Raw genomic sequence first — 14,062 nt, forward strand, 5'->3', positions numbered from 1 at the left:
GGGTCACATAGGGAACCGCAAAGGTGAGGTGCTGTCAGCTTAACCGCCTGCGGATGAAGTTCGCCCAACCCCGTCCGATTTTAGGCGACCGCTGCCGCCCAAGCGGCCTGCGCCTCGGCGCGGGAGCGTCGGAGGGTAGGACGGCTGATCAGGTGTCGCTGGATGTTGAAGGTGTTGTAGATCGCGGCGTGAGTGGTGAGGAAACGCTGGGCGGAGGCCTGGGATTTGAAGCCCTGTTGTTGTCGCTCTCGTCGTCGGATCGGCAGGTGGGAGTTCTCGACCCGGTTGTTCTCCCGCAGTCGGCCCGGTCGGTGAATTTCGGTTAGACCGAGCGCTCGAAGCGCCGCGCCGTATGACGCCAAGCCATCGGTCGTGATCCTTTCCGGCTCCACAGACTGGTTGCGCAGCAGACGGCCCAGCAGTTTCAACGCCGCTTCCGTATCCCGCCGACGCTGGACGACAAGGTCGAGGACCTCGCCTTCGTCATCGACCGCGCGCCACAGATACATCCGCCGCCCGCCGATCCAGCAGACCATCTCGTCGAGATGCCAGCGTGGCGATGGCGCCGGTCGGCGCTTCTTCAGCCGCCTGGCGATCAGCGGTCCAAACTTCTTCGTCCAACAGCGGATGGTTTCGTAAGTGACGTCGATGCCGCGTTGGGCCAGCAGTTCCTCGACGTCGCGTAAGCTCAGGCTGAAGCGGAAATAAAGCCAGACCGCATGACGGATCACCTCCGCCGGGAAGCGGTGGCGCTTGAACGACAGCGGTTTCATAAAAATCGTCCCCAGTCAGCCCTTTACGGGCATCCTCAGTGGAGACAAGTTAGCGTTAGACTGACAGCACCACGGCTAAGGACTGATAAACAGCTATGGCAATCACAATCGCTGAAATGCTGGTACGGACGCTGGCGGATGCCGGCATCGAACGGATATGGGGGGTGACCGGCGACAGCCTCAACGCGGTCAACTGGCAGCTCGGCAAGGACGGCCGCATTATCTTCATGCATGTTCGCCACGAAGAGGCAGGCGCGTTTGCGGCAGGCGCCGATGCGGCGGCGACGGGCAAGCTCGCCGTCTGCGCGGGAAGTTGCGGGCCAGGCAATCTCCATCTCATCAATGGTCTGTTCGATTGCCAGCGCAACCATGTGCCGGTGCTTGCCATCGCCAGCCACATCCCATCGAGCGAGATCGGCCTCGGTTATTTCCAAGAGACCCACCCGACCGAGCTGTTCCGCGAGTGCAGCCATTTCTGCGAGATGGTGACCAACCCGAAACAGATGCCCGAACTGCTCCACCGTGCCATGCGGACCGCCATCGGGCGGCGCGGCGTGGCGGTACTGGTGCTGCCGGGGGATGTATCGCTGCTCGAGGTGGATACGGACAGCGTGCCGGCCTTTGCCCTGCCCACGGTCACGGCACCCGAGCCCATGGCCGAGGATGTCGCGCAGGCTGCGGAGATTTTGTCCGGCGCCAAGCGCGTCACCATCCTTGCTGGATCGGGCTGCGCCGGAGCGCATGACGAACTGGTGGCATTGGCCGATCGGCTCGCAGCCCCCATCGTCCATGCCTTTCGTGGCAAGGAGCATGTCGAGTGGGACAACCCCTGCGATGTCGGCATGACCGGACTGATCGGCTTCTCGTCGGGCTATCATGCGCTCAAGGAATGCGACACACTGCTGATGCTGGGCAGTGATTTTCCCTATCGAAATTTCTATCCGACGGGGGCGAAGGTGATCCAGGTGGATCGTGACCCAGGCGCGCTCGGGCGGCGGGTGCCGCTCGATCTGGCGGTGGTCGCCGATGTTGGCCGGTTTGCGGCGGCGCTTGCACCGAAGATCGCGGAAGGCCGCAGTCGCACCTTTCTCGACAAGGCGCGCCAGCATTATGCGAAGACGCGGGCCAGCCTCGACGATCTCGCCCAGCCCCGCAAAGCGGGGCAGCCGCTCCATCCCCAATATGTCGCGGCCACGCTCGACAAGGTGGCGGCGCAAGATGCGATCTTCACCGCCGATGTCGGCACCCCGGTGATCTGGGCGGCGCGCTACCTCACGATGAACGGGAAGCGACGCCTGCTCGGTTCGCTCAACCATGGCTCGATGGCGAACGCCATGCCGCAGGCACTGGGCGCGCAGGGGGCGTTCCCCGGCCGGCAAGTCGTCTCGCTCTCCGGCGACGGCGGGCTGTCCATGCTGATGGGCGAACTGCTGACCGCCGTGCAGCTCAAGCTGCCGATCAAGATCGTCGTCATCAACAATGGGACGCTGGGCTTCGTGGAGATGGAGATGAAAGCGGGCGGCTATCCCGGCACCAATGTTTCACTGGAGAATCCCAACTTCGCCGAGGTCGCAAGGACGATCGGACTGTACGGCGTTCGCGTGGAGGATTCAGCCGCTCTGGAGCCGGCCTTGCGCGCGGCCTTCGCGCATGATGGGCCGGCGCTGGTGGATGTCGTGACGGCACGCCACGAAATCTCGATGCCGCCGACGATCGCAGCGGCGCAGGCAAAGGGCTTCAGCCTCTACATGCTGCGCGCTATCATGTCCGGGCGGGGCGACGAGATCACTGATCTCGCCACCACCAACCTCTTCCATTGAAAGGTGGCGCCATGCGTGTCGCGTTGTTTGTACCCTGTTATGTCGATGCCTTCGAACCCGAGGTCGGAATCGCGACACTGAACCTGCTACGCCGGTTCGGTGTCGATCCCGAATACCCCTTCGACCAGACCTGTTGTGGGCAACCCATGGTCAATTCGGGCTGCCACACCGAGGCGAAGGCGACCGAGGAACTGTTCGTCCGCAACTTCTCAGGCTTCGATTATGTCGTCGTGCCCTCGGGAAGCTGCGCGCATCAAGTCCGGCGCAACATGACGGCCATCGAGCAGACCGAGGAGGTGCGCCACGTCCGCGAGCGAACCTATGAGCTGGTCGAGTTCCTCCACGACGTGCTAAAGGTGGATGGCTTCCCCTGGGCCGAATTTCCGCACAAGGTGAGCTACCACAACAACTGCAACGCACTGCGTGGTCTCTTCCATGGCAGCATGTCCGAACGGCGCGAGCCGGCACACTCCAAGCCGCTTGACCTGCTGCGCATGGTAAAAGGGCTGGAGCTGGTCGAAAAAGCCCGACCCGACGAGTGTTGCGGGTTTGGCGGCACGTTCAGCGTGTTCGAGCCGGCCGTCTCGGTCAAGATGGGGCAGGACAAGGTCCACGACCATGCCAAAGCCGGTGCTGACTATGTCGTCTCGGCCGACAGCTCCTGCATGCTGCATCAAAAGGGTTGCGCAGATCGGCTCGGACTTCCGCTCAAGTTCCGCCATATCGCCCAGGTACTGAACGGAGATGCCGCATGACCGGACCGGATGAACCGCGCCGCGCAGAGGATGGTCTGCCGGCCCTGCTCCATGAGGAATTGCACACGGCCGATGACGGCGCGGCACGCAGCGCCAGTGGCGAGCGGCTGAGCCACGGTGAGGGAACATCCCGGCCGTTGAGCCCGCCCGCAGCCGAGCCCCAACCACGCGGAGCGAAGCTTTACCACCGCAAGCCCGTCGATCACAACGAGGCGGCGATGCGTTTCATCGATGCGCCGCGCCATGCGGAGATGCATGACGAACGCCTCTGGGACCTGCGCCAGAAGCGTGACCGGCAAATGCACGGCCTTGTCGAATGGGAGGAGCTGCGCGGGCTGGCATCGGCCATCAAGCAACACACGCTCTCGAACCTTGGCGACTATCTCGAGCAGTTCGAGGCGCAGGCGCGGGCCAACGGCATCCACGTCCACTGGGCGCGGGATGGGGCCGAGCACAACCGCATCGTCCATGGCATCCTTGCCGATCATGGGGCGAAGAATCTCATCAAGTCCAAATCGATGCTGACCGAGGAAACCGGCCTGCGTGATTACATGGCCGGCGTCGGCATCGAGGTGGTGGAGACCGATCTCGGCGAGCGCATCCAGCAGCTCGACGACGAGGCGCCGAGCCACATCGTCGTGCCGGCCGTCCACAAGCTGCGCAGCGATGTGGCGCAAGTGTTCGCCGACAAGCTCGGCACCGATCCCGCCAACGACGACGTCCACTATCTCGCCGAGCAGCAGCGCGAGAAGACGCGCCCCCTGATTCTCGATGCGGATGCCGGCATGACCGGCGCAAACTTCGCGGTGTCCGAGACGGGGACCTTTGTCGTCTGCACCAACGAGGGCAATGCGGACCTGTCGGCCAACGTGCCGCCGCTCCACATCGCCTCGATCGGGATCGAGAAGCTGATCCCGCGCATCGCCGACCTGGGCGTGTTCATCCGCCTGCTTTCACGCTCCGCGCTAGGTTCGCCGATCACCCAATATACCTCGCATTTTCGAGGACCCCGCAACGGCGGTGAGATGCATATCGTGCTGGTCGATAATGGCCGCTCCGCACGGCTCGGCGAGCCGGAATTCTGGCAGAGCCTCAAATGCATCCGTTGCGGTGCCTGTATGAACACTTGTCCGGTCTATCGCCGCTCGGGCGGGCTTTCCTACGGCGCGACCTATTCCGGGCCGATCGGCCTGATCCTCGATCCGACCTTCAACCGGAAGCGCTATTCGACTCTTCCCTTTGCCTCCACTCTCAACGGCTCGTGCACCAATGTCTGTCCGGTGAAAATCAACATCCACGAGCAGATCTTCGCGTGGCGCAAGGCATTGGCGGAAACGCACGATATCGGCCTGGGCAAGCAGGCGCTGATGAAAGCGGCAGGCACACTCCTGTCACATCCCTCTCTCTACCGCACGGCCGTCGCGGCGGCCGACGGTGCGCTCAAGGTGCTGCCCAGCTTCGCGCTCGCCAATCCGCTCAACAGCTGGACCGCGCGCGGACGTGACATGCCGGATGCCCCGAAGGAAACCTTTCATCAATGGCATAAGCGAACCAATGGCGGAAAGGAGGGCCAATCATGAGCGCGCGCGAGAACATTCTGGCGGCGGTGCGGGCGAACCGGCCACTGGGCGATCATCCATTGCCCGAGCTGCCGATTTTTCCTTTCGAGGCGGGTGAGGGACTGGTTGCATCGTTCCTCCGTAACCTCGAAGCGATGGGTGGACACGGTATCGAGGGGCAGAGCATCGATGCCTTCCTGCAGGAGCAGTTCCCGCAGGCCAAGGTGATCGCCTCTGCTGTTCCCGAATATCGCGGCAACCGCGATCTTATGGGTGTTGCAGCCCCGCGTGATCTCGCCGATGTGGACATTACGATTGTGCGGGCCAGCTTCGGTGTGGCGGAGACGGGTTCCGTGCTGCTGCCGGACACGGCACTGGTCACAAACGCTGCCGCTTATCTCGCGCAGCATCTCGTCGTATTACTCGCCCCCGCTGCCATCGTGCCCACGCTTCAGGAGGCCTATCGGCGGCCGGAATTCCACGAGCATCGCTATGCCAGTTTTCATACAGGCCCCTCCGCAACGGCCGACATCGAGGGCGTGCTCATCCACGGCGCACAGGGGGTGCGGTCATTGACCGTGCTCCTGCTCGACGCGGCAGTGTGAGAAAGCACCGGCAGGGATCATTCCGACGAAATCCCGGTCGTTCAGGGTCAAGCATGCCATCAAGAAAGGATTCCCAGGAAAGCCATTTCGCTTATCTTACGTCGCTACAGCAATCCGCCTTCAGCGTCCTCAAGAGCCTGCCGCTCAAGAGCCGCGTGGCGCAGGGTTTGCTGATGGCTCTGCGCGCTGTCTGTGGCGCGGGACTTGCTTACAGCATCGGCGTTGCCCTGCACACCGAACAGGCCTTTTGGGCCGCCATCACCGCCATCGCGGTCACCCAGCACGACTATGCGGACACGCTGAGCCAGTCGCGCGACCAGTTTATCGGCGCGCTGGCCGGCGCTGTCTGTGGCTTCGCGGCTGCCACGCTCGGCACGGAAAACATCGCGATCTATCTCGCGTCGGTGGCCGTGGTGATCGTCGTGTGCTGGTGCCTGAAAGTCAGTACGGCCGCGCGGCTTGCCGGTATTACGACCACCATCGTATTGCTCGTGCCCGCGCATGGCCCGGTCTGGACCGTCGCGCTGCTCCGTGGCGCCGAGGTCACCCTTGGCATGTTGTGCGCAATACCGGTGCTGTCAATTTAACCGCCTTCGGATGAAGTTCGCCCAACCCCGGCCGATCTAAGTGGTCGCCGCCGCCCAGGCGGCAGCCGCCTCGGCGCGAAAGCGGCGAAGGGCGGGGCGGCTGATCAGATGTCGCTGGGTGTTGAAGGTGTTGTAGATCGCGGCGTGGGTGGAGAGGAATCGCTGGGCGGAGGCCTGGGATTTGAAGAGCTGCTGCTGGCGTTCTCGTCGTCTGATCGGCAGGTGGGAGTTCTCGACCCGGTTGTTTTCGCGTAGCCGGCCTGGTCGATGAAGGCTGGTGAGGCCGAGCTCCCGAAGCGCTGATCCATACGAAGCCAGACCATCGGTCGTGATCCTCTCCGGTTCGATGGGCTGGTTTCGTAACAGGCGTACCAGCAGCTTCAGGGCCGCCTCATTGTCCCGCCGTCGCTGAACGACGAGGTCGAGGACCTCGCCTTCGTCGTCCACAGCGCGCCACAGATACATCCGCCGTCCGCCGATCCGGCAGACCATTTCGTCGAGATGCCAACGTGGCGACGGCGCCGGCCTTCGCTTCTTCAGCCGCCGCGCGATCAGCGGTCCGAACTTGATTGTCCAGCAGCGAATGGTCTCGTAGCTGACCTCGATCCCGCGCCGGGCCAGCAACTCCTCGACGTCTCGAAGGCTGAGGCTGAAGCGGAAATACAGCCAGACCGCATGGCGGATCACCTCCGCCGGGAAGCGGTGGCGCTTGAACGATAGCGGTTTCATGAAAATCGTCCCCGGTCAGTCCTTTACGGCCATCGTCAGTGGAGACAAGTTAGCGTTAGACTGACAGCACCCCCCTTCGGCATCGGTTACGAACGCGCTCAGTTGATGACGCCGAACGGCAATCAATGGGCCTATACAAACGACGGCGCCAACGCCATCGCCCAGCAGACGACCAAAGCCGTGGTGGCTAATGAGGTCTACGAACTCACCGCCGAGTTCGGGCGGCGCACGGACAATCCCGCTGTCACGCCCAGTCTCGAACTCTGGGTCGGCGGCACGGTTACAGAGGGCGGTGTCGTTGGCGGCACGCGTGTCGGCACGCAGAGCGTCACTCCCGGCTCGGGACAGTTCGCGCCCGTCACGGTGCGGTGGACGGCGCCGGCTGCCGGTCCGCTGATCGGTCAGCGCCTCAGCGTACGACTGGCGAACAGTTCGGGCGCCCAGGCCAACTACGACAATGTCAGCCTGACCGCGACGCCGGGCGTGGCGCCGGTTCCGACCCTGTCCGAATGGGCGATGATCCTGTTCGCCGCCATGCTGGGCGGCGGCGCGTCGCTCTACCTCCAATACCGACGCCGGCTCGCCTGAAAATTTAAGCGTCGAGCCCCGCCTCCGGCCTGTCGGGGCGTCTGTGACCACACTGTTCGACTGGAAACCGTGTTGACCAACACCACCCGCCCGCTTGCTCTCAAGCTTCGCGATCACATCAAGGCCGCGTTTCTGGCCGGCGTCGTCCTTCTGGTGCCGGCAAGCGCTTCGGCGCAGACCGTCACGACATATGCGACCGGGGCAAACAATCCGTTCAGTCTGTCGTTTGATCGGGGCGGCCAACTCTATGTCGCAGAACCTGCATTCGACAGAATATCGAGGGTCCCAGTGGGTGGGGGGAGCGCCGCTCTTTTAGTCATCAACACTCCGGGCTCTGGCCAGGGGGGCATAATCGGGCCTGACGATGCTCTGTATGTCCCGAACAATAACGGCGAGGTCTATCGATACGCGCCGGGCGCCACGACTGCCGACGCCTCGGCATATGCGACAGGTTTTGGGACCGAACTCTACGCCTTGGCTTTCGATGATGCGGGCCGCCTGTATGGCGCGTCGTTCGGTAGCAAGACCATTTTCCGCACACCTGAGGGAGGCGGTGCGGCCAGCGCTGTATGCACCTTGCCGACAGGCAGTTTCACCATCGTCATCAGCGCCGCCGGCAATCCATTGGCGGTCTCACAGTCAGACGCCCGCATTTATCAGTGTTCGGGGAATACGGTCTCGACCTTCGGTGTTTTGCCTGACGGAGAGAGTTACAGCCTGACAAAGGATGCAGCAGGCAATATCTATTCCGGGTTGTTTTCAGGTCCGAACGCGGGCGAAATCTATCGCTTTCCGCCAAATGGTGGAGCCCCCGCACTCGTCACCCGAATTCAAGGCGCGAGCATATACTCCTTGGCGTTCAGAAACGCCGATTTGTACGCTGGAGATTACAATACCTCCAGGGTGTTGCGTGTTGCGAATGTGGCGCCGCCTGCCACGCCCGCGCCCGTTCCCACGATGACCGAATGGGCGATGATCCTGTTCGCCATGATGCTTGCGGGCGGGGCGGTGCTCCATCTTCAGCGCCGGCGTCAGTTCGCCTAGGCTGGCCCAGAACGCCCGCACCGTCACGGGCAGGGAGCGCGTCAATGCCGAGAGCCACGTCGATGCTGAAGTCGCCGGCCGTCCAGTATCTGGGTCTGTTCCTGCTGATCACCGTGGCGCTGTTCAGCGTTCTGGCCACGCCCTGGGCCGAGCGCCTGTTCGTCGCCCCCTTCACCCGCAGCCTGGTGCACGCCTGCGCTATGCTGATCGATCTGGTCGACAATCGGGTGATCGCAGACGGCGCCATTCTGCGCTTCGATGACGGCAAGGGCGCCGTGCAGGTGCTGGCGGGCTGCAACGCCGTGGAGGTCTGCGCCCTGCTGACGGCCGCGATCATCGCCTTTCCCGGCAAGCTGCGATACGGCCTGATCGGCGCGGCCGCCGGCATCGTCGCCCTTCAGACCATCAACCTGTTGCGCATCATCAGCCTGCTATACCTCTCGCGCGGGTCGCAAGAGGTTTTCGAATTCTTTCACCACTATGTCTGGGACGCCATGATCGGGCTGGAGGGGTTGCTGATCTTCTTCTTCTGGACACGTTGGCAGGCGCGGCGCGAGGCCGACGACCGGACCGCCGCCACGTCGGTCGCGGCATGAGCCGGATGTCGCGTCCAGCCGCCCGCACGCCCGAAGACGCCGCGCGTCGCCGTTTCGCGATGTGGGCCGGCCTGTCCCTGATCGTTCTTCTGCCGCTCTGGTGGATTTGGGGTGCGGATCTGGTCATCGCCGCCTTGCGGCCGGTTGCGGGGGTCGTCTTCCGCCTCTTCGGCCTGACCGGGGCGATTGAGCCGATGGCCGGCGGCGGCTGGGCGGTTGGAACGCATCTGACCGAATCTGGCCGTCCCATCACCCTGCCGCTGAGTCAGGAAGCGCTGCGCCGCATGATGCTGGGTTTTCCGCTACTGGCCGCCTTCATGATCGCCCCGCCGCGTGTGGAGCGGATCTGGCGAATGGCGGCGATCGCCGTTCCGGTCCTGTGCCTCGTCTTCATTTTCTTTCTGGTTCTGGCCGTCTGGGGCGACCTGGCCCCGATGCTGAGCCCGGATTTGGCGTCGGAATCGCTGGGCGTCCGCGTTCGCGCCGATCAACCGCCCTTGCCCGGCTTGCTTGCGCAGGTGGCGATCATCGGACGCTATGTGGCCTATTCGATCGCACCCCTGCTGACGGCCCTGATTTTGTGGGCCACGCTCAATCCCAGGGCGCTGAAGGCCCTGGTCGCCGATATCGGGGCGTAGCGCGATCAACCGGGGGTGGACCGGCAGCGCAAGTTTTCGTCTGAACGATTCGGCGGAGGCGGCCGGTCCGGCCCGTCAGCTTCGCCGAGCCGGACAGGCCGCCCGTCAGGTGATCCGAAGGGCGCCGTTTCGTCCGAGCTCGGCTCTCGGCTCCGTCGCCTCAGACGGCATGCTGACGGCGGTGAAGATAAAGCGCCGCCGATCCCGCCAGAACTGCGCCCAAGATGATCATCGCCCATTCGGAAAGAGTCGGGATGGCGGCTGGCGGAGCTGCGACCAACAGCTGCAGCGTACTTTCCTTCTGAATATTGTGATCGGCGAGCGTACGGCCGTCATCCAGTTCCCGCCCGGCGAACACGAGCCGCATGTCCATCGGATCTATGCTGGTTTGATCCTGGATCAGGATTTTCACATTTTCGATGGAATCGCTCGGTTCCACATCAAGGGTGAGCGTGCTGCTACCTGTCGCGACAAAAATTTGCATGGCGGCGGCTGGCGAAACGGCGGCCAGGGCCAAGCAGAAGCTTAGCAACAATACTCTCAACGACTTCAAGATTCGGTATTCCGTAAACAAAACATGGCGATGAAGCCGGCGGTTGCGTGATGATTAGAGTTGGAAGCCGTCAAAAGGCAAGGGGGACGGCCGGACACTGTCGCTAACCCGTTTGAAAAGACGAGGCTGGATCGCGCCAGGTGCGCACACCACTAAAGGCGCTCGACGCCGCAGCCCTGCAAATACAACGCACCGCAGGTTCTCCGGCAAGACGATGAGAGCGCCAGCCGGCCGCCGTGCCTTTCGATCACGATGCATGACGCCGCGGCGTAACCCCGACCGGTCAGCTCTCTGCAAGCGTCCGTTTCCACGCCGGATAGTCGCGGGTCAGCAGGGTTTCGGGCCATTCGCCGACGTAGCGATAGCCGTTACGGCGTTCGTGGTCGATCTGCATCAGGTCGCGCCGGATGATGGAATCGCGCCCGATGTAGATGGGGCGGCCGTCTTCCAGATCGTAGAACCGGGCCCAGATGCGCGCGCCGGGCTTGGGAGCCAGGATGCGGTCGCGGCGGCCTTGGGCGTCGGTGACGAAGATCTCGGTCGTGTCAGCGAGCGCGGCGCTCTCCAGCCAGGCGACGGCGCCGTCCACGGCGGCGACGACGTCGGGACCGGGGTCGGGCAGGCTCATCAGGAAGCGCACGATGCCGACGCTTTCCTGACCCGACAAGGACGGGGGCTCGAAACGACGCGCCCAGGCGGGCGCCAGGGTCCGGGCGTCGTGCTGGGCGCACCAGCCGGTCAGGACGCCGTCGCGCCGCACCTGAGTCTTCAGCAGGGTCTCGACCCCGCGCGCCACGGCCTGACGCGCCCGCTCGCGCCGCGCTTCGTCGACGAAGCCATGGGGCGCCGCGCCGTCGCCCACATCGCGCAACAGCTCGAGCACATGGACCATGGCGTCGTCGTTGTAGGTGATCTGGTCGTGATAGCCGCCGCGCAGCGGATAGAACTGGGCCCAGCCGCCGTTGGGCTGTTGCGCCGCCAGCAGATAGTCGAGACCCCGGTCGAAGGCGGCGCGGCTTTCGGCGTCCCCGGCCGCGATCGTTCGCGCCAGAAAGGCCAGCGGCTGGGTCGTGCCGCCATTGTCGATCGTGTTGGTCAACGCGGGGTCCGCATCGGGGCGGGGCGGGGCGAACAGGTCGGTGTTCTTGGGCCAACCGCCTTCGGCCGATTGATGCTGAATGACGATCGCGGCCAGACGATGGGCCTCGGCCGATCCATACCAGCCGGCCGGACGGCGCAGGGCGGCGCTGTTCCAAGCGGCGGCGGGCGAGGCGGCGACGGTTTCCTGCGCCGACGCCGGCGCTGACGTGACGCCGGCCGCGATCGCCAGGGCGCCGAGGATGAGGACCGTGTGCTTCATCGAGAGCCTTTCGGGTTCGGCAAGAAGAAGGGGACGCCGATGTTTCGCGGCGTCCCCTGAAGGGACAGCGTCCCGGGAGAAGTCAGCTGTCGATCGTCATCAGAACACGAACCGCGCGCCGACGAAGTACTGGCGCCCGGTCGAGCCATAGTTGTTGACCACCGGATCGGCCTGATAGGCCCAGCGCGTATCGGTCTGATTGGTCAGGTTCAGCGCCTCGGCGGTGAAGGTGACATTGTCCGTCAGCTTGTAGGTGAAGGCCGCATCCACGTTCAGCGTCTCTTCCGAGCCGATGAAGTCGTTGATCAGCGGCGAGTCGCACACGCCCGGATCGCAACCGCCCGACGCCAGCGGATAGGTGGTCTGATAGGCGGCGCGATAGGCCGACGAGACACGCGCGCTCCACTTCTCGACCTCATAGAAGATCGTGGCGTTGAACGACTTGGGCGAGGCGCCTAGGAAGGGCGCCGTGCCGGTCAGGTTGCGGGCCGGGTCCAGGATGTATTCCAGCTCGGATTCGATCTGGGTGTAGTTGGCCTGGATGCCGAAGCCGTCGAACGGCGCGGGCAGGAAGGTGAAGTTCTGCTGATAGGCGATCTCGAAGCCGTCCAGCTTGCCGCCCGGCGCGTCGTTGTACTGACGCACCTGGAAGGGCAGGTCCTGGTCGATATAGGCCCGGCGACTATCGGAGGCGACATCGGTCAGGCCGTCATAGGCGGCGCGCAGATTGGCGATCTGTTCGGCGTTGAAGATCTCGCTCAGCTTGCCTTCGCGCAGCACCACCTGCGGGAAGCTTTCGATCTCCTTGGGCGCCTTTGATCCGGCCTATGTCGAGGGCGTGCGCCGCATCGGCCAGACCCACGCCCGCATCGGCCTGGAGCCGCGCTGGTATATCGGCGGCTACGCCCTGGTCCTGGAAGGGCTGATCGAGGCGATCGTCACGTCCCACGCCAAGACACGGTCGCTGTTTTCGAAGCGCGACGACGGCAAGGCCTTGGCGGCGACGCTCGCCAGCGTGGTCAAGGCTGCCATGCTCGACATGGATTTCGTCATTTCGCTGTATCTGGAAGCCTCCGAGACCAAGCGCCTGGAGGCGGACCAGAAGCGCGCAGAGGCCGAGGCCGAGCAGACGCGGGTGGTGGAGGATACCGCGGCGGCTCTGGCGGCTCTGGCGCAGGGCGACCTTCGAACCCGCATCGCGTCGGACTTCACCGGCGGCTACGCGCGTCTCAAGACCGACTTCAACACCGCCATGCAACGTCTGGACGACGCCATGGCCGAGATCGCCGGCAATACGGGCGCCATGCAATTGGGCGCCGCCGAAATCAGCGAAGCGGCCGACGACCTGTCGCGGCGCACCGAGCATCAGGCGGCGACGCTGGAGGAAACGGCGGCCGCGTTGGACGAGATCACCGCCACGGTGAAGCGGGCGGCCGAAGGCGCCAGTCGCGCCGCCGCGGTCGTGGAAACCTCACGTCAATCCGCCGAGCAGTCGCGCGAGGTGGTCAGCCGCGCTGTCGAGGCCATGACCGCGATCGAACAGTCTTCGTCTCAGATCAACCAGATCATCGGCGTCATCGACGAGATCGCCTTCCAGACCAACCTTCTGGCCTTGAACGCGGGCGTCGAGGCCGCGCGCGCAGGCGACGCCGGCCGAGGATTCGCAGTGGTGGCCTCCGAGGTTCGGGCCCTGGCGCAGCGTTCCGCAGAGGCGGCCAAGGAGATCAAGTCGCTGATCACCACCTCGTCCGTCCAGGTGAAGTCCGGCGTGACCTTGGTCGCGGAAACGGGCGAGGCCCTGTCGTCCATCGTCAAGCGCGTCGCCGAAATCGACGAGCTGATGAACGAGATTACGGCCTCGACGCGCGAGCAGTCGACGGCGCTGGAAGAGGTCAACACCGCCGTCAACCAGATGGACCAGGTGACCCAGCAGAACGCCGCCATGGTCGAACAGTCGACGGCGGCCAGCCATAGCCTGACCTCTGAGAGCCGTCAGCTGTCGGATCTGGTCCAGCGCTTCAGCCTGACGCGCGAAACCGCGCTGAGCAGCCGAGCCCTCGCCGCGCCGGCGCCGCGCAAGCCGAGCGCGGCCCGGCCTACGCGCCCGGCCGCCCTGCGATCCTCCGGCTCGGCCGCCTTGGCCGTCGTGGAGGAGGCGGACACGGCCGGCTGGGAGGAGTTCTGAAAATGAGCGAAGGAAGCGCGAGCTACCGGATGACCCTGGCCTGCGGGCGGCTTTTGATGCTCGACGAGATCAATGCGGTGACGTCGCGCTGGAACGAAGCCCTGGCCGCCAGCCAGACCGACGAACAGACCTTCCAGACCATATCGATCGCCTGGCGCGAAATGGGCGCCTTTATCAGCCGCGCCGTCTTTCAAAACGCCGCCGACGTTCGCCGACTATCGCTGGAACACCGTTGCCAAAGCGCTGGAAACGACAACGGCTGACTGACGG

General features: G+C 64.3%; 16 protein-coding genes. 11 read left to right on the plus strand and 5 right to left on the minus strand.

The window, feature by feature from the left end:
- Positions 1 to 80: 80 nt before the first annotated feature.
- Positions 81 to 773: an IS6 family transposase gene (locus VH88_RS09810; RefSeq protein WP_039248773.1), complete on the minus strand. Its 693-nt coding sequence runs from the start codon at positions 771 to 773 to the stop codon at positions 81 to 83.
- A gap of 95 nt (positions 774 to 868) precedes the next feature.
- On the opposite strand from VH88_RS09810, the gene poxB reads away from it, so the two are divergent.
- Genes poxB through VH88_RS09835 form a run of 5 tightly spaced genes read left to right on the plus strand, consistent with a single transcriptional unit; the run spans position 869 to position 6,099 of the window.
- Positions 869 to 2,593: a ubiquinone-dependent pyruvate dehydrogenase gene (poxB, locus tag VH88_RS09815; protein WP_045811101.1), complete on the plus strand. Its 1,725-nt coding sequence runs from the start codon at positions 869 to 871 to the stop codon at positions 2,591 to 2,593.
- 11 nt (positions 2,594 to 2,604) lie between these two features.
- Positions 2,605 to 3,348, plus strand: a complete 744-nt coding sequence (locus VH88_RS09820) for a (Fe-S)-binding protein (RefSeq protein ID WP_039248845.1) — start codon at positions 2,605 to 2,607, stop codon at positions 3,346 to 3,348.
- Positions 3,345 to 4,928: a lactate utilization protein B gene (locus VH88_RS09825; protein WP_039248842.1), complete on the plus strand. Its 1,584-nt coding sequence runs from the start codon at positions 3,345 to 3,347 to the stop codon at positions 4,926 to 4,928. The genes VH88_RS09820 and VH88_RS09825 overlap by 4 nt, the downstream gene beginning before the upstream one ends.
- On the plus strand, positions 4,925 to 5,512 hold the full coding sequence (locus tag VH88_RS09830) for an LUD domain-containing protein (protein WP_039248839.1): 588 nt from the start codon (positions 4,925 to 4,927) through the stop codon (positions 5,510 to 5,512). The genes VH88_RS09825 and VH88_RS09830 overlap by 4 nt, the downstream gene beginning before the upstream one ends.
- Before the next feature lie 53 nt (positions 5,513 to 5,565).
- Positions 5,566 to 6,099, plus strand: a complete 534-nt coding sequence (locus VH88_RS09835; protein WP_045811102.1) for an aromatic acid exporter family protein — start codon at positions 5,566 to 5,568, stop codon at positions 6,097 to 6,099.
- 36 nt (positions 6,100 to 6,135) lie between these two features.
- On the opposite strand, the gene VH88_RS09840 is transcribed toward VH88_RS09835, so the two are convergent.
- Positions 6,136 to 6,828 (minus strand): IS6 family transposase, encoded by a 693-nt coding sequence (locus VH88_RS09840; protein WP_045811103.1) that lies wholly within the window; start codon positions 6,826 to 6,828, stop codon positions 6,136 to 6,138.
- 105 nt (positions 6,829 to 6,933) lie between these two features.
- Between VH88_RS09840 and VH88_RS09845 the strand changes: the two genes are divergently transcribed.
- The 4 genes from VH88_RS09845 to VH88_RS09860 all read left to right on the plus strand — a co-directional run bounded on the left by VH88_RS09845 (position 6,934) and on the right by VH88_RS09860 (position 9,694).
- Positions 6,934 to 7,416 carry an IPTL-CTERM sorting domain-containing protein gene (locus tag VH88_RS09845; RefSeq protein WP_045811104.1) on the plus strand — a complete coding sequence of 161 codons (483 nt, stop codon included), beginning with the start codon at positions 6,934 to 6,936 and terminating at the stop codon, positions 7,414 to 7,416.
- 72 nt (positions 7,417 to 7,488) lie between these two features.
- A complete protein-coding gene (locus VH88_RS09850) occupies positions 7,489 to 8,460 on the plus strand; it encodes a hypothetical protein (protein ID WP_045811105.1) in 972 nt (323 codons plus the stop codon).
- 44 nt (positions 8,461 to 8,504) lie between these two features.
- Entirely contained in the window at positions 8,505 to 9,056 is a 552-nt protein-coding gene (gene xrtH, locus VH88_RS09855) for an exosortase H (protein WP_197071053.1), read from the plus strand.
- Positions 9,057 to 9,061: 5 nt separating this feature from the next.
- A complete protein-coding gene (locus tag VH88_RS09860; RefSeq protein ID WP_156146795.1) occupies positions 9,062 to 9,694 on the plus strand; it encodes an exosortase H-associated membrane protein in 633 nt (210 codons plus the stop codon).
- Positions 9,695 to 9,854: 160 nt separating this feature from the next.
- Here VH88_RS09860 and VH88_RS09865 read toward each other — a convergent pair whose 3' ends face one another.
- From VH88_RS09865 to VH88_RS09875, 3 genes are all read right to left on the minus strand, one after another.
- Positions 9,855 to 10,211, minus strand: a complete 357-nt coding sequence (locus VH88_RS09865) for an IPTL-CTERM sorting domain-containing protein (protein ID WP_156146796.1) — start codon at positions 10,209 to 10,211, stop codon at positions 9,855 to 9,857.
- Positions 10,212 to 10,530: 319 nt separating this feature from the next.
- The gene (gene pelA / locus VH88_RS09870; protein WP_045811108.1) at positions 10,531 to 11,607 is read right to left on the minus strand and encodes a pectate lyase; all 1,077 of its coding nucleotides are present in this window, start codon (positions 11,605 to 11,607) and stop codon (positions 10,531 to 10,533) included.
- 99 nt (positions 11,608 to 11,706) lie between these two features.
- Positions 11,707 to 12,390, minus strand: coding sequence for a TonB-dependent receptor (locus VH88_RS09875; RefSeq protein WP_231576641.1), 684 nt, complete (start codon positions 12,388 to 12,390; stop codon positions 11,707 to 11,709).
- A 22-nt stretch (positions 12,391 to 12,412) separates the two neighbouring features.
- Here VH88_RS09875 and VH88_RS09880 point away from each other — a divergent pair, with 22 nt between their 5' ends.
- Positions 12,413 to 13,792, plus strand: a complete 1,380-nt coding sequence (locus VH88_RS09880) for a globin-coupled sensor protein (RefSeq protein ID WP_369796284.1) — start codon at positions 12,413 to 12,415, stop codon at positions 13,790 to 13,792.
- A 2-nt stretch (positions 13,793 to 13,794) separates the two neighbouring features.
- Complete coding sequence (locus VH88_RS09885; protein ID WP_156146798.1) at positions 13,795 to 14,055, plus strand: hypothetical protein; 261 nt, start codon at positions 13,795 to 13,797, stop codon at positions 14,053 to 14,055.
- Positions 14,056 to 14,062: the final 7 nt, after the last annotated feature.

Origin of the sequence: Brevundimonas sp. KM4 (genome assembly GCF_000964075.1) — a bacterium.
GTDB classification, from domain to species: domain Bacteria; phylum Pseudomonadota; class Alphaproteobacteria; order Caulobacterales; family Caulobacteraceae; genus Brevundimonas; species Brevundimonas huaxiensis.